Raw genomic sequence first — 19997 nt, 5'->3', positions numbered from 1 at the left:
CAAGACTTGGAGTACAGCCCATGACCAGCCTGGTCCGCGCCATTCCCGCAGCCCCTTCGGCCATTGCCCTGATGCACTTCAGCAACCGTCTGACCTATGAAACCGATTGTTCCGATGTGTACAGCAGCCAACAGGCCGGCGATGTGGACTTTGTCTTGGTGGACGTGCGCGGACCGTTGGCGTTCGAGCGCGGCCATGTTCCCGGCGCGATCAACATTCCGGGACGCCTGCTCACCGCCGAGGGCCTGGCGGGTTACCCGACCTCCACGCTGTTTGTGGTCTATTGCGCCGGGCCGCACTGTAACGGTGTGCACAAGGCGGCGGTGAAACTGGCAGCGCTGGGTTACCCGGTCAAGGAGATGATCGGCGGCGTGACCGGGTGGCTGGATGAGGGGCTTGAGTTGAGTGTTGCAGTGCGACAGCCTGCCACCACCGCCATCGGTTGCGAATGCTGAAATACAGACACCGCTGAACCATTGTGGCGAGGGGGCTTCTGTAGCGAGGGAGCTTGCTCCCGTTGGGTTGCGCAGCAGCCCCAAAATCTCGGCAACTGTCGAAGATTTTGGGAGCGCTTCGCACTCCAGCGGGAGCAAGCTCCCTCGCCACAAAAGCTCCTTTACCACAGAGCCCCCCTCGCCACAGAAGCCCATCAATCCTTAAGTTCAGCGACTGCTTTAGGACGCTGCCCACCACTCATCCAGCGTCGCCTGCAACCACTCGAACACGGCTGCATGGGCGGCGCTGTCCTGTTCCCCCCGGGGCAATGGCGACTCCTCTCCAAAGTGCGCATTGAGCATCGCCACCGACTCCGCATTCCACTCCGGATGAAACTGCAAGCCCACCCGCGTCGGCCCCACGCGATACATCTGCTGTTCACATTGATCACTGCTGGCCAGCACTTGCGCATCAGGCGGCAAGTCGATTGCGTCTTCGTGCCACTCCAGCACTATCAGCGTCCGGCCATCGACAAACGTCACGGTGGTCCAGCCGGTTTCGGTTCGATCCATCCGCCGCACGTTCCCACCCAGACTCAGCGCCAGCAACTGCGCCCCCAGACAAATCGCAAACACCGCCGCGCCCTGATCCAGGCTTGCCGCCAACCACTGCCGTTCTGTTTCCAGCCACGCCGGCCCGGCGTTGGATTCATAAGGCCCGCCCAACACGATCACGGGCGTCGCGCTCACCGGCGGTAACTGGCCGAGGTCGGCGCGAAAGACGTCCAGCGTCAAGCCTCGGGACCTGGCCCAATCGGCAATGGCGCCAGGACCTTCGGCGGGGTGGTGCTGGATCAGATTCAACGTTGGCATTGGTATTCTCTGTAGTTTTCGCGTGTAGGTTTTGTCTGAAAAAAGCGCTTGTCCTACAGTCCTTGCACCGACTTGGCGCACGCTTCAAGGGCTTTGAATGGGGTGGCCACTTTTCTATAAGTATTTGTCGCTTAAACACAATTTGCCCGTTTGAAGCCGCTCTAGACTGCCGGCCACTTCGATCGTCACCGACCGAAAGTCATTCGAAAGCTGCCAATAAAAGCCTCCGCACACAGGAGTTATAAATGAAGAAGCTAGTGATGTTTGGTGCCCTGGCACTGTCGATGTTGTCCCTGACGGCTGTGGCCGATGACGCCAAGCCGATCCGCATCGGTATCGAAGCCGGTTACCCGCCATTCTCGATGAAAACCCCTGACGGCAAACTCACCGGTTTCGACGTCGATATCGGCGACGCGCTGTGCGAGCAGATGAAAGTGAAGTGCACCTGGGTCGAGCAAGAATTCGATGGCCTGATCCCGGCACTGAAAGTGAAGAAAATCGACGCGATCCTGTCGTCCATGACCATCACTGACGATCGCAAGAAGAACGTCGATTTCACCATCAAGTACTATCACACCCCGGCCCGTTTCGTGATGAAGGCAGGTACCGACATCAAGGACCCGCTGACCGAACTCAAGGGCAAGAAAGTCGGTGTGCTGCGCGCCAGTACCCACGACCGCTTCGCCACTGAAGTGCTGGTGCCGGCCGGTATCGAGCTGGTTCGCTACGGCTCCCAGCAGGAAGCCAACCTGGACATGGTCTCTGGCCGCGTTGACGCGCTGCTGGCCGACTCGGTCAACCTGGACGACGGTTTCCTGAAAACCGACGCCGGTAAAGGTTTCGCTTTCGTCGGCCCGACCTACGAAGACGCCAAGTACTTCGGCGGCGGCGCAGGTATTGCTGTGCGCAAGGGTGATAAAGAGCTGGCAGACAAATTCAACACCGCCATCACCGAAATCCGCGCCAACGGCAAGTACAAGCAAGTGCAAGACAAGTACTTCGACTTTGACGTTTACGGCCAGTAATCACGCCGTGCAAAAAAGTGGCAACCGTTGACGCGGTTGCCACTTTTTTTATGCGCGCTCTCTGTTGAAATGAGATCCCTTGTAGGAGTGAGCCTGCTCGCGATAGCGATTTTTCAGTGGAAATTTGCTGTCTGACACACCGCCATCGCGAGCAGGCTCGCTCCCACAGGTGATTTTCGCCGCTCAGACATTCAGGAGTTTCCATGCAACGCATCGACCATCCTCTGCCCTGGAGCCACCTGGGCACCGAGCGCACCCTCAGCGTGTTTCGTTATGGCGCCGGCACCCGCAAGGTCTACATCCAGGCCAGTCTGCACGCTGACGAGTTACCCGGCATGCGCACGGCCTGGGAGCTGAAGAAACGCTTGGCCGAACTCGAAACCCAGGGCCAGTTGCAGGGCGTGATCGAGCTGGTGCCGGTGGCCAATCCGATCGGCCTTGACCAGCACCTGCAAGGCAGCCACATGGGCCGCTTCGAGCTGGGCAGCGGCAAGAACTTCAACCGGGCCTTCGTCGAACTCAGCGCCCCGGTGGCCGCGTTGATTGGTGATCGTTTGGGCAGCGACGCGGCAGCCAATATTGCGTTGATTCGCCAAACCATGGGTCAAGTCCTCGACGACTTGCCGGCACCGGCCTCGCAACTGGAAGCCATGCACCGCCTGTTGCTTCGCCACGCTTGCGACGCCGACATCACGTTGGATCTGCATTGTGATTTCGACGCGGCCATTCATTTGTACGCCTTGCCGCAACACTGGCCGCAGTGGCAATCCTTGGCCGCGCGTTTGAAGGCCGGGGTGGCGTTGCTCTGTGAAGACTCCGGCGGCAGTTCATTTGATGAGTCCTGTTCGTCGCCGTGGTTGCGGCTGGCGCGGGCCTTCCCCGAGGCGGCGATTCCGCCGGCCAACCTGGCGACGACACTGGAATTGGGCAGCATGGGCGATACGCGAGTCGATCAGGCCCAGGCCAATTGCGAGGCGATTCTCGGGTTCCTCGCCGAGCAGGGTTTCATCACCGGTACCTGGCCTGCGGCACCGAGCGAGTGCTGTGAAGGCATGCCGTTCGAGGGCACCGAGTACCTGTTCGCGCCGCATCACGGAGTGGTGAGTTTTCTGCGTGATTCGGGTGAGTGGGTGGAGAAGGGCGATGCGTTGTTTGAGGTGGTTGATCCACTGAGCGACCGCATGACCACCGTGCGCGCCGGGACCAGCGGCGTTTTGTTTGCGATTGATCGCGGGCGGTATACGCAGCCGGGGACGTGGCAGGCGAAGGTGGCGGGGCGTCAACCGATTCGGGTCGGGAAACTGGTTAACGACTGAGGATTGTCGCTGTTCTTTCGGGCCTCATCGCGGGCAAGCCCGCTCCCACAGTATTTGCGGTATTCACAAAACCTGTGGGAGCGGGCTTGCCCGCGATGACTGCATCAGCAGCACCGAATGTCCCCGGCAAGCTTCACAGTGTTAGGCTCTCCCCCGAATCCTGCACTTGTGAAGGAAGGCTTATGTTGAAGTTTCTCGCTCTGCTGACGCTGCTGGCCAGCGCCACTGTCCACGCTCAAACCCCGCTGCACACCGATCTGCCGCTCAAGTACCTGGAGCAGGCCAATCCCGAATCCCGCCACCAGCCCCTGGTGATTTTCCTCCACGGTTATGGCAGTAACGAGCAGGACCTGTTCGGCATCAAGGATGAATTGCCGGCGCAATACACCTTCCTGTCAGTGCGGGCACCGATGGTGATGGAGGAAGGCAGTTACAAGTGGTTTCGCGAGAAGGGCAACGCTGCCTACAACGGTGAGACCGATGATCTGAAGGCCAGCGGCCAGGTGTTGCTGGATTTCATTGCGCAGGCGGCGAAGAAATATCACACCGAACCCGACAAGGTGTTCCTGGTGGGTTTCAGCCAGGGCGCGATCATGTCCTACGAGGTGGCGTTGCGTCATCCCGAGGCGGTGGGCGGGATTGCGGCACTGAGCGGGCGGATTCTGCCGGTGCTGAAATCCGAACTCAAACCGGATGAAACACGCCAGAAGCTGGCGATCTTCATCGGTCATGGCACGGTAGACAAACGCTTGCCGTACATCGACGGCACTGAGGCCGACAGCCTGTTGCAGAGCTTGTCACTCAAGCCTGAGTTTCATGCCTACCCCGGCGTCGGTCACAGCATCAGTGCCACCGAAATGCAGGACTTGAGCGCCTGGTTGCAGCGCCTCAACCCTTGAGTCTTATTTGCCGCTGACGATCTGTTTGACCAGCGTTTCGTGGCCGCCATTGTCGCTGAGGCGCGAAATCACCTGAACGATCGCCATGCGCGTGTTGGACGCGGCCATCACGGTGGTGTCGAGGGTTTTGCCGCCGCCCTGGGTGGCGGTGCTGTCGATCTGCCGCAACCCGAGGCCGGTGCCTTTCTGGGTCAGGCTTTTTTCGCTGAGTTTGGTGAAGTCCGGCAGCGCCTTGGCTTGTTCGGTGGCGAAGTCGGCCGCCGCGGAGTCGAGGAACGGACCGTCGTTATCCTTGACGTTGGCGCCACCGGGAATGGTGTTTTCAGCGGCGATTACGACGGTTTTGGTGGTCTGGTTGGTGTACATGGTGCCCGTTGCCCCGGCAGTCCCGGTAGCTGCGTCGCCGGCCGGAAGCGGGTTGGCGATGAAGCCCTTGGGCAGGGTGAACTTGAACTTGCCGCCGAGCATCGAGACTTCTTGTGCAGGCGCTTTATCGCTGGCAGTGGCCTTGGCGGCATAGGCATTCAACGCCCCCAGGCTGGCGGCCGCCGTCAGTAACAGGACAACGGCTTTTTTACTCAACAATGACATTCGGAAACTCCAGGGATGATCGCGCATTCGTCGCAATCATCCCATGGAGGCTGCACTGCATTCCAGCGCGCAATAACGGTTGGAAGCTCCCCTGTGGCGAGGGCGCTTGCTCCCGCTGGGCTGCGAAGCGGCCCCTGCGCTTATTCAGATAAACCGCACTGGCAGGAATGGCGACTGCTTCGCAGCTGGACGGGAGCAAGCTCCCTCGCCACAAATATTCACCTCCAAACATTCTTACGCCTGATTCTGCGGAAACAGGTTACGACGGGTTTCTTCGTCGAACTCGGCCTTGAGCACCAGCTTCTCTTTCAACCCTTGCGCACGCTGGGCGGCAGGGCGGGCGCTGATTTCATCGAACAGACGCTTGACGTTCGGGTAAGCCGCCAGACCGTTCTCACCGAGGATGTAATGCGCGTAACTGGCCCAGCCCCACAGTGCCATGTCGGCGATGCTGTAAGTGTCGCCGGCCAGGTATTGATGATCGGCCAGACGCTGGTCGAGCACGCGGTAGTGACGTTCGACTTCCTTGAGGTAGCGGTTTTTCGCGTAGGGCAGGTCGTCCGGCGCGTGGTGCAGGAAATGCACGGCTTGACCCGAGAACGGCGACAGGCCGGTGGCGATGAACATCAGCCAGGACAGCAACTCGGCTTGGCCGGCGACGGAGGTCGGCAGGAAGCGCTGATGCTGTTGCGCCACATGCAGCAGGATGGCCTGGGAGTCGAACACGGTGGCGTCACCGTCGATCAGGGCCGGCACCTTGGCGTTCGGGTTGATCGCCAGAAAGGCTGGCAAGTGTTGCTCGCCCTTGAAGGTGTCAACGCCAATCAATTCATAGGGCGTTTGCAGTTCTTCAAGCAGCAGGGCAACTTTCATCGGGTTCGGCGAAGGGTGGAAAAAGAACTTCATGGTGTAGGCCTCAGTCAGTGGTTGGGAACTGAGGCTGATGGTGAGGCAAACCTGTTCGATTGACGTACGAGGTTGTTGCTCTACTCGTTCGGAATGATCGAACGTGTTGCGGGGACTTTATCGCTTGCACGCGACGTGGCAATCACCGCCCCGGCGATAATCAACACGGCGGGGACGATCAGGATCGGACCGGCATGGCTACGTCCCACGGCGATCAGTAATAACGTCGAAATCAACGGCGCCAGGTAGGAAAGCGCCCCCAGCGTCGCCAGACTGCCGTGTTTGGTGGCGTGGTCCCAGGCCAAAAACGCCATTCCCACCGGCCCGAGGCCAAGCACCACAATCGCGCCCCATTGGCCAACATCAGGCTGTACCGTGGTTTCAAACGCCAGGTGACAGATCAGGCCGGACACGGCCGACATGCCGCAGATCCCGCCGATGATGCTGCTGGGTACGTCGTTGAACCGTCGGTTGACCACCGAGTACCCGGCCCAGATCACCGCACAGCCGAAGGCCGCGAGATAACCGGCAATGGGCATCGATGCGCCAGTCTCAGGGCCATGTTGTTGCATGATGAACGCGGTTCCGGCCAGCCCCAGGAGCGCGCCGAGCATCTGCCGTTTGTGCAGCTTTTCCCCGGCCGAGAACGCCGAGAGCAGCACCAGCAACAGCGGCCACAGGTAGTTGATCAAGCTGGCTTCAGCCGCCGGGGCGACTTTGAGCGCGAAAAAATACAGCGCGTGATAAACGAAAATGCCCACGAACCCGGTCACCCAGACCGCCCAGGGCTGTCGCCAGCTACTGAAACCGGCGAGCCCGCGACGACCGAGAATGACCAGGCTCGCCGCAAACGCTATACCGAAGCTCAGCGTCAGCAGTTCAAACGGCGGAATGCCTTCGGTAAGGGTGGTCAACAGCGCGAGGCAGGACCAGAGAAATATCGCGATCACGCCAATGGCGGTGGCTGAATGGGGCGTACGGACGAGCGACGATGCGAGACTCATGTCTGTTCCTTCAGCACGTAGCGGGCGACATCCTGGCCCTCGGGATGTGAAGGAGCTTAGCGTTTGATCGCTGATCGTCCAGTCTCGGTCGTCGGGTTGACCGGTCGCGCCAGCAAGCGCCTGGTGATGCCCAACATTCCCACGGACACCGCAACACCGAGGGCAAAGGCGTTCATGCCCATGTCGGGCAACGCCAGCGCCAACACCAGGCAAAACGCCGCGAACGAATACATGCCGGTTGCCGTCGCCCGCAGCAATGCAGCCGTAAACGCCGGGCCACGGGTTTGCTGGGAAAACACCGCCATCACGCTGCCGAGCACCGGGAACACCGCGAGCAAACCGCTCCAGCCTTCGCCGACGGTGCTGGCGAGTAATGTCACGGCGAGGGTGAGCAGGGCGCCGGCGATCATGCGCAGCAGCAGTCTGTCGGACTTCGGCGCCGGGCCTGTAATGATGGGTTGCACGCTGGGAAACAGGTACGGCGCCGCCAGCAGCGCGGTGGCGGCCGCGATCACCGAGATCACCAGCGAGGGTGGAATCAGCGAGAGCACCACGGCCACGGCGGCCCAGACCAGCAGTGAAATCATCAACGCCCATGGCCATCCCGCCCGTTGAGCGACCTGGGCGTAGGTCACGCAGAAGGCAATCATCGCGAACATCGCCGACAACGCCGCCGTCGCTGATTGAGCGGCGAACACCTGGCCTTGTTCGATGGCAAGGAAGAACAGAATCGGCCCGACCACCACTGGCAATCCCGACAGCCAACCGGCCACGCTGGGACCCCAGCGTTTGCCAGCCAGTGAAATCAACAAGAGAAAACTTGGAATCACCAGCAGTTTGAGCATCAACACGCATACGTCTCCGACCTGAGTGAGGCGCCAACGTTAGCACTGCGGACGGTGGATTGCTCTAGGAATGAGGATATTTTGTATACAAAGCGCGCCGCTCAAATAATTGTACAAAGCTGATCTTTGCGTATAAGTTTTTAGCAGATGCCCACGGTGATAAGAACACGATGAACAGACCTCGATTACGCCTGCGCCACGGTGTGTTGTTGCTGGGATTGTTAGGCACCCAGGCCTTCGCCAATTGGCAGGAGGTATTGCCGGGTGCGCAGATCATCGGCACCGGCGAGTTTCGGGTGTTCGGGTTCGATGTCTACAACGCTCGGCTCTGGAGTGCGGCCCGGCCCTTGGCGCCGGACCAGCCGTTTGCCTTGGAGCTGATCTATCAGCGCAGCATTTCCCGCGATGATCTGGTGCAGGCCAGTGTCGATGAAATCAAGCGTTTGTCCGGTGCCTCGGTCAGCGCGGAGCAACTCGAGCGCTGGAAGGTGCAGATGCAACAGTCGTTCGTCGATGTAAAAGCCGGCACCCGCATTACCGGCGTTTATTTGCCGGGGCAGGGCGCGCGGTTCTTTGTCGGCCAGCAGCCGCAACACGAAGTGAAAGACCCGCAATTCGCCCGGGCCTTTTTCGATATCTGGCTCGACCCACGTACACGTAATCCCGAGTTGCGCCAGCAGTTGCTGGGCAGCGCCAAGCCTTGAGGTGCAGGACATGTTGAAAAATCTGCTGCTGGTGTTGTGCGTCTGCCTGGCTGGTTGCAGCGTCGATGTGCAGCGCTACAGCGAGCAAAACCCCAAGCTCGATCTACCCGGATTCTTCGTCGGGCGAGTGGATGGCTGGGGGATGTTCCAGAAGCGCTCGGGCGAGGTGATCAAGCGCTTTCATGTACTGATCAACAGCCGAATGGACGGCCAGAACCTGATCATGCATGAAGCCTTTACCTACAGCGATGGCACGAAGCAGACCCGCGTCTGGACGTTGTACCCGGACGGCCCTGGCCGTTGGCGCGGTACGGCCGGCGATGTGGTCGGCGAATCCCACGGCGAGGTGGCCGGCAACGCGCTGCACTGGCGCTATGAACTCAGCCTGCCGGTGGACGACAAGGTCTACCAGGTGCATTTCGACGACTGGATGTACTTGCTGGACGAAAACACCATGGCCAATCGCTCAGCCATGACCAAGTTCGGTGTTGAGTTGGGCCAGGTGACGTTGTTCTTCCGCCGCCACGGCGCCTGATACCCGAGCATCTGCCCCTTGGGCGCATGGGCTGAAACGTCTAAGCTGCGCTTTTCCACCTGTCGACGGATGTTTGCGTGAAATTCAGTTTGCCAAAAGTCGCCACGGCGCCGTTTTGCCCGCCGGAAGTGGCGGGCAGCGTTGCCGTTGATCCTCGCGCCTCATTCTTCAAACGCATGCTGCGTTTTGCCGGTCCTGGCTTGCTGGTGTCCATCGGCTACATGGACCCGGGCAACTGGGCGACCGCCATCGAGGCCGGTTCGCGTTTTGGTTACAGCCTGTTGTTCGTGGTGCTGCTGGCCAGTCTGGCGGGGATGGTGGTGCAGTGTTTGTGCTCGCGCCTGGGCATCGCCACTGGCCGCGATCTGGCGCAGCTGTCCCGGGAGCGCTACAGCACGCGGACCGCGCGGACCCAATGGGTGCTGGCGGAAATCTCGATCATCGCCACCGATCTGGCTGAAGTGCTCGGCTGTGCGCTGGCCTTCCACTTGCTGCTGGGCTGTTCGCTGACTGTCGGCATCGCACTGACCGCTTTTGACACGCTGCTGGTGCTGGCCCTGCAAAACCGTGGTTTCCGCCGGCTGGAAGCGATCATGCTGGTGCTAGTGAGCACCATCGGCGTGTGCTTCTTCGTCGAATTGCTGCTGATCAAGCCGTACTGGCCGGACGTGGCCCGTGGTTTCACGCCGTCCCTGTCAGCCATTGGCGATGCCGCGCCGCTGTACCTGGCCATCGGCATTCTCGGGGCCACGGTGATGCCGCATAACTTGTACCTGCACACCTCGATCGTACAAACCCGAATGATCGGCAAGGACCTGGCCAGCAAGCAGGACGCGGTCAAACTGGCGCGGATCGATACCATTGGCTCCCTGGCGTTGGCGCTGATGGTCAATGCGGCGATCTTGATCCTCGCCGCGGCGGCGTTTCACAAGAGCGGGCATACCGATGTGGTGGACATCCAGGACGCCTATCACTTGCTCGACCCGCTGGTGGGCGGCGCCTTGGCCAGTGTGTTGTTCGGGGTGGCCTTGCTGGCGTCGGGGCAGAGTTCGACGTTTACCGGGACCATCGCGGGGCAGGTGATCATGGAGGGTTATCTGAACCTGCGGATTCCCTGCTGGCAACGGCGGCTGATTACCCGGGGGCTGGCGTTGATCCCAGCGTTCATCGGCGTCTGGCTGATGGGCGATAACGCGATCGGCAAGTTGCTGGTGTTGAGTCAGGTGGTATTGAGTCTGCAGTTGCCGTTTGCGTTGTACCCGCTGATTCGCATGACCAACGATCACAAACTCATGGGGCCGTTTGTGAATCGATGGCCGACGCGGGTGTTGGCGTGGGGGTTGTTTGCGGTGATCAGTGGGGCGAATAGCTGGTTGATCTTTCAGTTTCTCGGGTGACTGGGCTGGCCTCATCGCGAGCAGGCTCGCTCCCACAGTGGATCTGCGGTGAACACAAAACCCTGTGGGAGCGGCGGTGCGACGATTCGACTTGCTCGCGAAGAACGATGACGCGGTTTACCGTTGAAACGCATCCACCACAAAATCAATAAACACCCGGGTCTTGACCGGCATCAACGTCCGGCTCGGGTAGTACAACGAAATCGGCCCCGCATCGGCATGCCAATCGGGCAACAGGCGCACCAGTTCGCCGCGCTGGATATTCGCGGCCACGTCCGGCAATACCAGCAGCGACACGCCCAGCCCAAGGATCGCCGCTTCACGCATGGCCGACGGGTCATTGAGCACGATGTTCTCGGTCAAAATCGCCTGCGCCTCATTGCCCGCACCATCCTGCATGACCCACTGCCGGATTCGTCCTGTGCGGCTGCCGCGCATCACGATGCCGTTCAATCGGGGCAGGTCGGTCGGGTTGGCGGGCAGGCTGTGTTGCGCGAGGTAACCGGGTGAGGCCACCGCCACGATGTGCGCCGCCGCCAATGTTCGGGAGATGACCCCGGGCGTCAGTTCGAAAGCACCGCCGATGGCCGCGTCGTACCCCTCAGCAATCAGGTCCACCTGACGGTTTTCGAAATGCCATTCCGGTTTGATCAGCGGGTATCGCTTGAGGAATGCCGGCAGCAGCGGCAGCACATGATCGATGCCAAACGTCGGTGCCAGGCTGACCTTGAGCACACCGGCCGGTTCGCCCTGATCACTGCTCACCGCGTTGATCGCCGATTGCAACGCCTCCAGGTTGCCGCCGATGCTCGCCACAAAACGCTCGCCAGCCTCGGTCAGCGACAGTTTGCGGGTCGAGCGCTGGAACAGCCGCACACCGATGTTTCGTTCGAGGATCGCCACATTGCGACTGACCGCTGCGGGTGTCAGCGCGAGTAAACGTGCCGCCGCAGAAAAGCTGCCGGTCTCGGCGCTGCGGACAAACGACTCAAGGTTGGCAAGGGTTTCCATGGCTGACACCTGATAGCAATGCTTGAAGATGATTCAAGGCATTACCGTCTAATCAAGTCCTAATGGCAAGCGCAGTATTCACGCCAACGACAACCCCCTCGGAGTGAACCCTCATGATCAAAATTGGAATCATCGGCGCCGGCGCCATTGGCTCAGCCTTTGCCCAGGCGCTTTCACGCAAAGGCATTGAGATCGTTATCGCCAACAGCCGTGGGCCAGAAACCCTGGCTTCATTGGTGGAAGAACTCGGGCCAACGGCTCGCGCCGGAACCCGTGAAGAAGCGGCCACCCAGCCGGTGGTGCTGGTAGCCGTCAACTGGTCGAAATTACCGACGGCGCTGGCGGGCCTGCCAGATTTTGATGGGCGGATCGTCATCGACGCCAACAACTCGATTGAGGCACCGTCCTTCAAAGCCGTGGATTTGCATGGGCTTACGTCCAGCGAAGTGTTTGCCGAGTGGGTACCCGGGGCCCGGGTGGTGAAGGCGTTTAACCATTTGGCGGCGCGGTTGCTGGAAAGCGATCCGGCAGCGGAGGGCGGGCAGCGGGTGCTGTTTGTTTCGGGTGATGACGCCGAGGCGAAAGCTCAAGTGTCCGCGCTGATCGAGAAGTTAGGTTTCTTCGGGATTGATCTTGGGGAATTGAGTGTGGGAGCGAAGTTGGCGCAGTTTCCGGGCGGCCCGTTGCCCACCCTGAACCTGGTGAAATTTGCCTGACGGCTGGGGCAAAAAAGAACCCGGTGCTTCTGATGACTGTCAGCCCATACAGACACTGACTGTGGTGAGGGAGCTTGCTCCCGCTCGAGTGCGAAGCGCTCGCAAAATCTTCGACCATTGCCGGGATTTTGGGGCTGCTTCGCAACCCAGCGGGAGCAAGCTCCCTCGCCACAAAAGCCTGCAACGCAGGAACACCGGGGTGTTACCAGACCGCGCGGTTCTTCGTGGGTCCCCGCGCAGTCTGTTGAACGCTTTACGCCCGCTCGATCGCCAGCGCTACACCCTGACCACCACCGATGCACAAGGTGGCGAGGCCTTTCTTGGCGTCACGCTTGATCATTTCGTGCAGCAAGGTCACCAGCACCCGGCAGCCCGACGCACCGATTGGGTGACCGAGGGCGATGGCGCCGCCGTTGACGTTGACCTTGTTCAAGTCCCATTCCAGATCCTTGGCCACCGCCAGGGATTGCGCGGCGAAGGCTTCGTTGGCTTCGATCAGGTCCAGTTGGTCGATGGACCAGCCGGCCTTGTCCAGGCAGCGACGAGTGGCCGAGACCGGGCCGATGCCCATGATTGCCGGGTCAACGCCCGCGTTGGCGTAAGCGGCGATTTTCGCCAGCACTGGAAGACCCAGGGCTTTGGCTTTGTCGGCGCTCATCAGGATCACGGCGGCGGCACCGTCGTTCAGGGACGAGGCGTTGCCGGCCGTCACCGAACCGTCCTTCTTGAAGGCCGGTTTCAGTTTGCCCAGCGCTTCAGCGGTGGTGCCGGCCCGTGGCTGTTCATCGGTGGCGAAGGACAGCGGATCGCCCTTGCGCTGCGGGATCAGGATCGGCGTGATCTCATCGACAAAACGCCCGGCTTCGATGGCGGCCGTGGCTTTCTGCTGCGAAGCCGCGGCGAAGGCGTCCTGTTGTTCGCGGGTCAGGCTGTACTTGTCCGCCAGGTTCTCGGCGGTGATGCCCATGTGGTAATCGTTGAACGCATCCCACAGACCGTCGCTGATCATGGTGTCGACGATTTGCGCGTGCCCCATGCGCAGACCGGTGCGGGCACCGGGCATGACGTAGTTGGACAGGCTCATGTTTTCCTGGCCGCCGGCAATGATCACGTCGGCGTCGCCGCAGCGAATCGCCTGAGTGGCCAGGTGCAGCGCTTTCAGGCCCGAGCCGCAGACCTTGTTCAGGGTCAGCGCCGGCACGGTAAACGGCAGGCCGGCCTTGATCGCGGACTGGCGCGCAGGGTTCTGCCCGGCGCCGGCGGTCAATACCTGGCCCATGATCACTTCATCGACTTCAGCAACGTCGAGGCCGGTTTGCGCCAGCAACTGGCGAATTACCGCAGCGCCGAGGTCAACGGCGGAAACATTCGCCAAGGCACCCTGGAAACTGCCGATGGCAGTGCGGGTGGCGGCGACAATGACGACTTCTTGCATGGAATGATTCCTCACTGGGCAGCGAACTGCATTTCCGGAACGTGATCCGGCACGATCAGTTTACCGGCGGTCTTGGCGACAATCTCTTCGACGCTGACGCCCGGCGCACGTTCTTTGAGAATGAACGCGCCGTTTTCGATTTCAAGGTAAGCCAGGTCGGTCAGCACACGCTTGATGCACCCGGCGCCGGTCAGCGGCAGGCTGCATTGGGACAGGAGCTTGGACTCACCGTCCTTGGACGCGTGGGTCATGATGACGATGATGTTGTCGGCACCGGCCACCAGGTCCATGGCGCCGCCCATGCCCTTGACCAGTTTGCCGGGGATCATCCACGAGGCGATGTTGCCTTGCACGTCGACTTCAAAGGCGCCCAGCACGGTCAGGTCGACATGACCACCGCGAATCATCGCGAAGGACTCGGCCGAGGAAAAGATCGACGCGCCGATACGCGCGGTCACCGTTTGTTTGCCGGCGTTGATCATGTCGGCATCGATGGTTTCTTCAGTAGGAAAGGGACCCATGCCGAGCAGGCCGTTTTCCGACTGCAGCATGACTTCCATGCCTTCAGGAATGTAGTTGGCGACCAGGGTCGGAATGCCGATGCCCAGGTTCACGTAAAAGCCGTCCTGCATTTCGCGGGCGACGCGTTGAGCCATTTGTTCGCGGGAAAGTGCCATTGTTATTTTTCCTTCAGGTCCGGGGGCTGGGGATCACTTACGCACGGTGCGCTGTTCGATGCGTTTCTCGAACGTGCCACAAATGACCCGGTCGACGTAGATGCCAGGGGTGTGGATCTGCGACGGGTCCAGCTCGCCGGGTTCGACGATTTCTTCGACTTCGACCACGGTGATCTTGCCGGCAGTGGCGGCCAGCGGGTTGAAGTTCTGGGCGGTGTGGCGATAGATCACGTTGCCGAAGTGGTCGGCTTTCCAGCCTTTGACGATGGCGAAGTCACCGGTGATGGATTCTTCCATCAGGTACTTGCGGCCATGGAATTCGCGCACTTCCTTGCCGTCGGCAACCGGCGTGCCGACGCCGGTGGCGGTGAAGAACGCCGGGATGCCTGCACCGCCTGCACGCATTTTTTCGGCGAGGGTGCCTTGGGGGGTCAGGACGACTTCGATTTCGCCTTTGAGCAGTTGGTCTTCGAACAGTTTGTTCTCACCAACGTAGGAGGCCACCACTTTGCGAATCTGCCGGTCTTCCAGCAGCACACCGAGGCCGAAACCGTCGACGCCGCAGTTGTTGGAAACGACGGTGAGGTCGCGGGTGCCTTTGCGCTTGATCTCGGCGATCAGGTTTTCCGGGATCCCGCACAGGCCGAAGCCGCCGGCGATCACGGTCATGCCGTCTTCAAGACCTGCCAGAGCTTCCTCATAGGAACTCACGCGCTTGTCGAAACCTGCCATATGCACCTCTTTTATTCTTTGTGGGCGGCTGGCTAGCCGTATGGGGAAGGAGTGTCTCGCTGAAGGATTTATTTGTTAAGTTGATTTTTAAGGTTGATTGATAGATAAAACTCACCAATCACTCGTCCGTATTACGTTGGAGCCGTCGCCCGTGACAGTCAAGCAGATCCGCGCATTCCTGGCCGTGGCCCAGAGCCTGAGCTTTGCCGTGGCGTGCGAGCGGTTGCACCTGTCGCAATCGGCCTTGAGCCTGACCATCAAGGCCTTGGAGGAGGGGCTGGGCGGGCGGCTGTTCACCCGCAACACGCGCAATGTGGCGTTGACGGCGGAAGGCGAATCGCTGGTGCCCCTGGCTCGCCGACTGATTGCGGATTGGGACAACGCCGAGGATGAATTGCGCCAGCGCTTCACCCTCCAGCGCGGACGCGTGACCCTGGCGGCGATGCCGTCGTTTGCTGGCAATCTGCTGCCGCCGATCCTCAAGACCTTTCGCGCCCGGTATCCCAAGGTCAACGTCACGGTTAACGACGTGATCAACGAGCAAGTGCTGGAAATGGTGCGCGACCGGCAGGTGGAGCTGGGCGTGGCGTTTGAGCCCACACAGAGTTCATCGCTGGAATTCACGCCGTTGTATATGGACCGTTTCGTTGCCGTGGTGCCGGATGATTCGCCCTTGGCGCAACGGCACGACATTGATTGGCAGACCTTGCTCAAGGAACCGTTCATTACCTTGCAGCGTCCGTCGACGGTGCGGGTGATGCTGGAGGAACACTTGCAGGCCCGGGGGATGAAGTTGCCGGTGGAGTTTGAAAGCCATCAGTTGGCGACAGTCGGACGAATGGTCGCCAGCGGATTGGGTGTCAGCGCCGTGCCGGCATTGTGCGCCGGGCAGATGCGCGAGTTGGGCGCACGGTGCATTACCTTGCGCGACCCGGTGGTGGAGCGGGCGATTGGAGTGCTGACCAAGCCGGGGGTTGAACTGTCGGCCGCAGCGCAGGCGTTGTTCGATATCCTCAAAGCCGAGAACCTGGGCCAACAAGTGTCCATGCCCTGATCACCGTCCACCTCATGTGGGAGCCAGCCTGCTGGCGATTGCGGTGTGTCAGTCACCATGAATGCTGGATGTGCCGACCAAATCGCCAGCAGGCTGGCTCCCACAGGGAGTTGCGGTGATTCAGGAAGATAGGCGCTGAACCAATAAGGGCAACAGCTTTTCGCATGAGGCTTCAATCTTCAGGTCGAGGAGGTCATCCGCCCGGGTCTTGCCCAAATTGATCGCAATCAGCGGTTTGCCCTGATCCGCCACCACCCGGCACAAGCGAAACGCCGAGTACGCCATCAACGAAGAGCCCACCACCAACAAACCCGCCGCCTGTTCCACCGCCGCCATGGCCTTGGCCGCCGTCACCTGCGCGACGTTCTCGCCAAAAAAAACCACGTCCGGTTTCATCCGCTCACCCGCGCAATGCGGGCAGTGCGGCACCTGGAACCGCGCCTCGAACGCTGGATCCAGCAGCGTGTCGCCATCCGGTGCCTGCACCGCATCGACCCCGGCCAGGTAGGGATTCTGCGCTTCCATCAGTTGCTGGATCGAATCCCGCTCGCTGCGCTGTCCGCAGTCCAGGCACAGCACCCTGTGCAGGCTGCCGTGGAGTTCGATCACATCATGGCTGCCGGCCTGATCGTGCAAGGTATCGACGTTCTGGGTGATCAGCCCGCTGATCTGCCGGCTGCTTTGCAAACTGGCCAGGGCTTCGTGGGCCACGTTTGGCTGAGCCTGGCGCACGCGCGGCCAGCCTAGCATCGCCCGTGCCCAATAGCGGCGCCGTGATTCCGGGGCCGACAGGAACTCCTGGTACATCATCGGTTGCCGACCACGCCGCACGCCCTGGTTGTCGCGGTAGTCCGGAATGCCCGACGGGGTGCTGATGCCGGCGCCGGTCAGGACTATGAACGGCTGCTCGGCCATTAGTCGCTGGAGTCGGTCGAGTTGTTCGTGGGTGGGACGGTCAAGCATCTTCAACACTCCAGAGGGCCTTGAGTGTTTGCAGGGTAGCACTTGCCAATCACCCGGGCAGACGGTCTGTCCGGGTGCTGATCCGACACTTATTTGCGCGCCTCCAGAATCAGGTTGAACGGCGTTTCCGTGGCCCGCCGGAAAGTCTTGAATCCCGCCTCGGTAAACACCTTGCGCAGCCGCGCCTCACCCGCCTGGGCGCCGAGCCCCAGACCGACTTCCTGGGAGAGCGAGTTCGGTGTGCAAATAAAAGTCGACGCAGCGTAGAACAACCGCCCAACCGGGGTGACGTTGTCGTCGAGCGAGTCGTTGGCGAACGGTTCCACCAGCAGCACCGTGCCGTCCGGTTTCAATGCGTCATACGCGTGTTTTGCCGCGCCCACCGGGTCACCCATGTCGTGCAGGCAGTCGAAATAGCAGACCAGGTCATAGTCGTCGCCGGGGAAGCTTTTCGCGGTGCCTTGAAAGAACCGTGCGCGCCCGGAAACGCCGCCTTCTTCAGCGCGTTGGGTGGCAACGGTGACGGACGGTGCGTGGTAGTCGAAGCCGACGAACCGCGAGTCCGGGAACGCCTGGGCCATGATCACCGTGGAGGCACCGTGTCCGCAGCCGATGTCCGCGACTTTGGCACCCGCCTGCAGTTTGTCGACCACGCCGTCGAGGGCCGGCAGCCACTCGGCGATCAGGTGCGCCTTGTATCCGGGCCGGAAGAATCGCTCCGTGCCGCTGAACATGCACGGATGGTGGTCGCCCCAAGCCAGGGCGCCGTTGCCGCGCATGGCGTTGACCAGTTTGTCCTTGTCATGGAAAAACGACGCGACCACCCCGACACCGCCGGCGATATAGACCGGCGAGTCTTCGATCGCCAGCGCCAGGGCTTGCTCTTCGGGCAGTCGGAACTGGCCGCCCTCGTGTTCCATGTAACCGGAGGCGGCGTGGGCGCTGAGCCATTCGCGCAGCAGGCGGGGATTGCAGCCGGTCTTGTCGGCGAGTGCTTCAGGGGTGATCGGCTGACTGTCGGCCATGGCCCGGTACAGGCCGAGCTCTTCGCCGAGGATGACGTTGGCGAGCATCGCCGCGCCGCCCATGTCGCTCACCAGTTTGCCCATGAAATCATTGAGTCGGGCCTCGTCCATCACGTGTGCTCCTTCAGCAGGATCACGGTCCAGAGGCCTTGTTTATCGAGGCGTACACCTCTGGGCGGTGGTCGTGGGAATGAACAGGACGATAAGCCCGTCCTGCGTGCAGTAAGTTTAGCCCGAGCCCCGTGCGCGGCGGCCTGAAGCGACGAAAGCCCACATAGCCCGCTCCCACAGGGGGATTGGCGGTGTGTATCGCACTGTATCCAACCGCCGTCCCGATACATTCCACTTCATTCGCGGCGCCCACCGAACACAGACCAGATACAAACCTGCGATGAACTGTAAAGGCTACCCAGCGCCCGAAACCCGGGGCTGTCGAGGCACTTTTCAGGGTCGTCACAACAGGCGGCCGTCTTTGCTCGTGACTCCGTGAAGGGAACAATAATGACCACGCTCCTGCCTGAAACCGACCTGAAATCCGCTCCCGTCAACCACCTGCGCGTCGATCAGTACACCAACGGCCTCATTGGCCCCAGCCAGCCGATGCTCGGCCCTCTGGCCGACGGCGGCACCCTGATCACCGGCACACCGCCGGGTTGCTGGGGCCCGATGATCACGCCCGCCTTCGAGGGCGGCCACGAAGTGACGCAACCGGTGTCCATTGCCGGGGCGGAAGTCGGCGATGCGGTGGCAATCAAGATCAAGAGCATGCACGTCACCTCGTTGGCGACATCGTCCGGGGTCATGAGCTTCGTTGAGGGGCGCTACAACGGCGACCCGTTCGTCGCCAAATTCTGCTCCAAGTGCGGCACCGACCACCCGGCCAGCCATGTCGAAGGCATTGGCGAGGAGTCGATTCGCTGTAACAACTGCGGCGCCGAGGTCAGCGCGTTTCGCTTCAGCCATGGCTACGTGATCGTGTTTGATGCGCAGAACCAAGTCAGCCTGACCGTCAATCAGGACGTCGCCAACCGACTGGCCGGCAATGCCTCTGAAATGTCGGCGCTGCCGGAATTCGCCGCCCAGCATTCGATCCTGTCCCTGGCCCGTGCCGACATCCCCGGCGTGGCCGCGCATATGCGCCCGTTTCTCGGCAACATCGGCACCACACCGTCCCGTGACTTGCCCGACTCGCACAACTGCGCCGACTTCGGCCAATACCTGATCAACGCACCGCACCGTTTCGGCATGACCCGCGAAGAACTGCACGCGGCCAAGACCGACGGTCACATGGACACTAACTCGATCCGTGAAGGCTGCGTGTTGATCTGCCCGGTGAAAGTGCCGGGGGCCGGTGTGTACATGGGCGACATGCACGCCCAGCAGGGCAACGGCGAAATCGCCGGGCACGCCACCGATTGCTCCGGGGAAACCGAAGTGGTGGTGCAAGTGGTGAAAAACCTGACGTTGGAAGGGCCGATCCTCCTGCAAAACCTCGACGATCTGCCGCCGATGGCCCGGCCCATGAATGCCGAACAACGGCAAAAAGTCCGCGAACTGGGCGAGCGCTGGGGCCAGCACGAAATAGAGCAGAGCGGGCCGATCACCTTTATCGGCAGCGGCGAGAACCTCAACGTCGCCGTCGAGAACGGCTTGAAACGCGCCGCTTCGGTCACCGGTTTGCCGTATGACGAAGTGCTCAACCGCGCGACCATCACCGGCTCGATCGACATCAGCCGTTTGCCGGGCACCGTTCGCGTGACCTTCCTGTGCCCGATGAACGTGCTCGATCGCATCGGCATCGGCCACCTGGTGCGCGAGAAATACGACCTGGCGTAACGCCTGACAAGGGTCTGTA

21 protein-coding genes are annotated in these 19997 nt (G+C 61.1%); 10 read left to right on the top strand and 11 right to left on the bottom strand.

Annotated features, from left to right (window positions below; all coding sequences use genetic code 11):
• Positions 1-20: 20 nt before the first annotated feature.
• Positions 21-455, top strand: a complete 435-nt coding sequence (locus ACA075_RS17955) for a rhodanese-like domain-containing protein (RefSeq protein ID WP_497294294.1) — start codon at positions 21-23, stop codon at positions 453-455.
• 219 nt (positions 456-674) lie between these two features.
• On the opposite strand, the gene ACA075_RS17950 is transcribed toward ACA075_RS17955, so the two are convergent.
• Complete coding sequence (locus ACA075_RS17950; RefSeq protein ID WP_497294293.1) at positions 675-1307, bottom strand: type 1 glutamine amidotransferase; 633 nt, start codon at positions 1305-1307, stop codon at positions 675-677.
• Positions 1308-1552: 245 nt separating this feature from the next.
• On the opposite strand from ACA075_RS17950, the gene ACA075_RS17945 reads away from it, so the two are divergent.
• The 3 genes from ACA075_RS17945 (at position 1553) to ACA075_RS17935 (ending at position 4547) form a co-directional block, all read left to right on the top strand.
• Complete coding sequence (locus ACA075_RS17945; protein WP_497294291.1) at positions 1553-2332, top strand: ABC transporter substrate-binding protein; 780 nt, start codon at positions 1553-1555, stop codon at positions 2330-2332.
• A gap of 203 nt (positions 2333-2535) precedes the next feature.
• The gene (locus ACA075_RS17940; protein ID WP_497294289.1) at positions 2536-3648 is read left to right on the top strand and encodes a succinylglutamate desuccinylase/aspartoacylase family protein; all 1113 of its coding nucleotides are present in this window, start codon (positions 2536-2538) and stop codon (positions 3646-3648) included.
• A gap of 182 nt (positions 3649-3830) precedes the next feature.
• Positions 3831-4547 (top strand): alpha/beta hydrolase, encoded by a 717-nt coding sequence (locus ACA075_RS17935; protein ID WP_497294288.1) that lies wholly within the window; start codon positions 3831-3833, stop codon positions 4545-4547.
• Positions 4548-4550: 3 nt separating this feature from the next.
• On the opposite strand, the gene ACA075_RS17930 is transcribed toward ACA075_RS17935, so the two are convergent.
• The 4 genes from ACA075_RS17930 to ACA075_RS17915 all read right to left on the bottom strand — a co-directional run bounded on the left by ACA075_RS17930 (position 4551) and on the right by ACA075_RS17915 (position 7899).
• The gene (locus ACA075_RS17930) at positions 4551-5138 is read right to left on the bottom strand and encodes a DcrB/PsbP domain-containing protein (RefSeq protein WP_094471785.1); all 588 of its coding nucleotides are present in this window, start codon (positions 5136-5138) and stop codon (positions 4551-4553) included.
• A gap of 234 nt (positions 5139-5372) precedes the next feature.
• Positions 5373-6044 carry a glutathione S-transferase family protein gene (locus ACA075_RS17925; RefSeq protein WP_497294286.1) on the bottom strand — a complete coding sequence of 224 codons (672 nt, stop codon included), beginning with the start codon at positions 6042-6044 and terminating at the stop codon, positions 5373-5375.
• Between the two features lie 80 nt (positions 6045-6124).
• On the bottom strand, positions 6125-7048 hold the full coding sequence (yddG, locus tag ACA075_RS17920) for an aromatic amino acid exporter YddG (RefSeq protein WP_497294285.1): 924 nt from the start codon (positions 7046-7048) through the stop codon (positions 6125-6127).
• A gap of 56 nt (positions 7049-7104) precedes the next feature.
• The gene (locus ACA075_RS17915; protein WP_497294283.1) at positions 7105-7899 is read right to left on the bottom strand and encodes a hypothetical protein; all 795 of its coding nucleotides are present in this window, start codon (positions 7897-7899) and stop codon (positions 7105-7107) included.
• Positions 7900-8063: 164 nt separating this feature from the next.
• Here ACA075_RS17915 and ACA075_RS17910 point away from each other — a divergent pair, with 164 nt between their 5' ends.
• From ACA075_RS17910 to ACA075_RS17900, 3 genes are all read left to right on the top strand, one after another.
• Entirely contained in the window at positions 8064-8597 is a 534-nt protein-coding gene (locus ACA075_RS17910) for a chalcone isomerase family protein (protein WP_497294281.1), read from the top strand.
• A gap of 10 nt (positions 8598-8607) precedes the next feature.
• Entirely contained in the window at positions 8608-9132 is a 525-nt protein-coding gene (locus tag ACA075_RS17905) for a DUF3833 domain-containing protein (RefSeq protein WP_497294279.1), read from the top strand.
• Positions 9133-9209: 77 nt separating this feature from the next.
• The gene (locus ACA075_RS17900) at positions 9210-10529 is read left to right on the top strand and encodes an Nramp family divalent metal transporter (protein ID WP_497294277.1); all 1320 of its coding nucleotides are present in this window, start codon (positions 9210-9212) and stop codon (positions 10527-10529) included.
• Between the two features lie 117 nt (positions 10530-10646).
• Here ACA075_RS17900 and ACA075_RS17895 read toward each other — a convergent pair whose 3' ends face one another.
• Complete coding sequence (locus tag ACA075_RS17895) at positions 10647-11540, bottom strand: LysR family transcriptional regulator (protein ID WP_497294275.1); 894 nt, start codon at positions 11538-11540, stop codon at positions 10647-10649.
• Between the two features lie 113 nt (positions 11541-11653).
• Here ACA075_RS17895 and ACA075_RS17890 point away from each other — a divergent pair, with 113 nt between their 5' ends.
• Positions 11654-12256, top strand: coding sequence for an NADPH-dependent F420 reductase (locus ACA075_RS17890; protein WP_497294273.1), 603 nt, complete (start codon positions 11654-11656; stop codon positions 12254-12256).
• A gap of 253 nt (positions 12257-12509) precedes the next feature.
• Here the strand turns inward: ACA075_RS17890 and ACA075_RS17885 are convergent, their stop codons facing one another.
• The 3 genes from ACA075_RS17885 to ACA075_RS17875 are packed head-to-tail and all read right to left on the bottom strand — an operon-like array spanning position 12510 to position 15100.
• Positions 12510-13691 carry an acetyl-CoA C-acetyltransferase gene (locus tag ACA075_RS17885; RefSeq protein WP_497294271.1) on the bottom strand — a complete coding sequence of 394 codons (1182 nt, stop codon included), beginning with the start codon at positions 13689-13691 and terminating at the stop codon, positions 12510-12512.
• Positions 13692-13702: 11 nt separating this feature from the next.
• Complete coding sequence (locus ACA075_RS17880; protein ID WP_057399619.1) at positions 13703-14368, bottom strand: CoA transferase subunit B; 666 nt, start codon at positions 14366-14368, stop codon at positions 13703-13705.
• A 33-nt stretch (positions 14369-14401) separates the two neighbouring features.
• Positions 14402-15100 (bottom strand): CoA transferase subunit A, encoded by a 699-nt coding sequence (locus ACA075_RS17875; protein ID WP_219094907.1) that lies wholly within the window; start codon positions 15098-15100, stop codon positions 14402-14404.
• Positions 15101-15251: 151 nt separating this feature from the next.
• On the opposite strand from ACA075_RS17875, the gene ACA075_RS17870 reads away from it, so the two are divergent.
• Positions 15252-16154, top strand: coding sequence for a LysR family transcriptional regulator (locus ACA075_RS17870; RefSeq protein ID WP_497294268.1), 903 nt, complete (start codon positions 15252-15254; stop codon positions 16152-16154).
• Between the two features lie 120 nt (positions 16155-16274).
• Here ACA075_RS17870 and ACA075_RS17865 read toward each other — a convergent pair whose 3' ends face one another.
• Both ACA075_RS17865 and ACA075_RS17860 read right to left on the bottom strand, forming a co-directional pair.
• Positions 16275-17117, bottom strand: a complete 843-nt coding sequence (locus ACA075_RS17865; protein ID WP_497294266.1) for an NAD-dependent protein deacetylase — start codon at positions 17115-17117, stop codon at positions 16275-16277.
• Between the two features lie 89 nt (positions 17118-17206).
• The gene (locus ACA075_RS17860) at positions 17207-18253 is read right to left on the bottom strand and encodes a class I SAM-dependent methyltransferase (protein ID WP_497294264.1); all 1047 of its coding nucleotides are present in this window, start codon (positions 18251-18253) and stop codon (positions 17207-17209) included.
• A 390-nt stretch (positions 18254-18643) separates the two neighbouring features.
• Here ACA075_RS17860 and ACA075_RS17855 point away from each other — a divergent pair, with 390 nt between their 5' ends.
• On the top strand, positions 18644-19978 hold the full coding sequence (locus ACA075_RS17855; RefSeq protein ID WP_497294262.1) for an acetamidase/formamidase family protein: 1335 nt from the start codon (positions 18644-18646) through the stop codon (positions 19976-19978).
• Positions 19979-19997 lie beyond the last annotated feature (19 nt).

The organism is Pseudomonas sp. LBUM1663, from assembly GCF_059695905.1.
Note: the sequence above shows the minus strand (reverse complement) of the source record. Positions and strands in the feature narration are given on the sequence as shown.

Coding starts and splice junctions, on each gene's coding strand:
- ACA075_RS17955 (WP_497294294.1), top strand. CDS start 21: ATGACCAGCCTGGTCCGCGCCATTCCCGCAGCCCCTTCGGCCATTGCC.
- ACA075_RS17950 (WP_497294293.1), bottom strand. CDS start 1,307: ATGCCAACGTTGAATCTGATCCAGCACCACCCCGCCGAAGGTCCTGGC.
- ACA075_RS17945 (WP_497294291.1), top strand. CDS start 1,553: ATGAAGAAGCTAGTGATGTTTGGTGCCCTGGCACTGTCGATGTTGTCC.
- ACA075_RS17940 (WP_497294289.1), top strand. CDS start 2,536: ATGCAACGCATCGACCATCCTCTGCCCTGGAGCCACCTGGGCACCGAG.
- ACA075_RS17935 (WP_497294288.1), top strand. CDS start 3,831: ATGTTGAAGTTTCTCGCTCTGCTGACGCTGCTGGCCAGCGCCACTGTC.
- ACA075_RS17930 (WP_094471785.1), bottom strand. CDS start 5,138: ATGTCATTGTTGAGTAAAAAAGCCGTTGTCCTGTTACTGACGGCGGCC.
- ACA075_RS17925 (WP_497294286.1), bottom strand. CDS start 6,044: ATGAAGTTCTTTTTCCACCCTTCGCCGAACCCGATGAAAGTTGCCCTG.
- yddG (WP_497294285.1), bottom strand. CDS start 7,048: ATGAGTCTCGCATCGTCGCTCGTCCGTACGCCCCATTCAGCCACCGCC.
- ACA075_RS17910 (WP_497294281.1), top strand. CDS start 8,064: ATGAACAGACCTCGATTACGCCTGCGCCACGGTGTGTTGTTGCTGGGA.
- ACA075_RS17905 (WP_497294279.1), top strand. CDS start 8,608: ATGTTGAAAAATCTGCTGCTGGTGTTGTGCGTCTGCCTGGCTGGTTGC.
- ACA075_RS17895 (WP_497294275.1), bottom strand. CDS start 11,540: ATGGAAACCCTTGCCAACCTTGAGTCGTTTGTCCGCAGCGCCGAGACC.
- ACA075_RS17890 (WP_497294273.1), top strand. CDS start 11,654: ATGATCAAAATTGGAATCATCGGCGCCGGCGCCATTGGCTCAGCCTTT.
- ACA075_RS17885 (WP_497294271.1), bottom strand. CDS start 13,691: ATGCAAGAAGTCGTCATTGTCGCCGCCACCCGCACTGCCATCGGCAGT.
- ACA075_RS17880 (WP_057399619.1), bottom strand. CDS start 14,368: ATGGCACTTTCCCGCGAACAAATGGCTCAACGCGTCGCCCGCGAAATG.
- ACA075_RS17875 (WP_219094907.1), bottom strand. CDS start 15,100: ATGGCAGGTTTCGACAAGCGCGTGAGTTCCTATGAGGAAGCTCTGGCA.
- ACA075_RS17865 (WP_497294266.1), bottom strand. CDS start 17,117: ATGCTTGACCGTCCCACCCACGAACAACTCGACCGACTCCAGCGACTA.
- ACA075_RS17860 (WP_497294264.1), bottom strand. CDS start 18,253: ATGGACGAGGCCCGACTCAATGATTTCATGGGCAAACTGGTGAGCGAC.
- ACA075_RS17855 (WP_497294262.1), top strand. CDS start 18,644: ATGACCACGCTCCTGCCTGAAACCGACCTGAAATCCGCTCCCGTCAAC.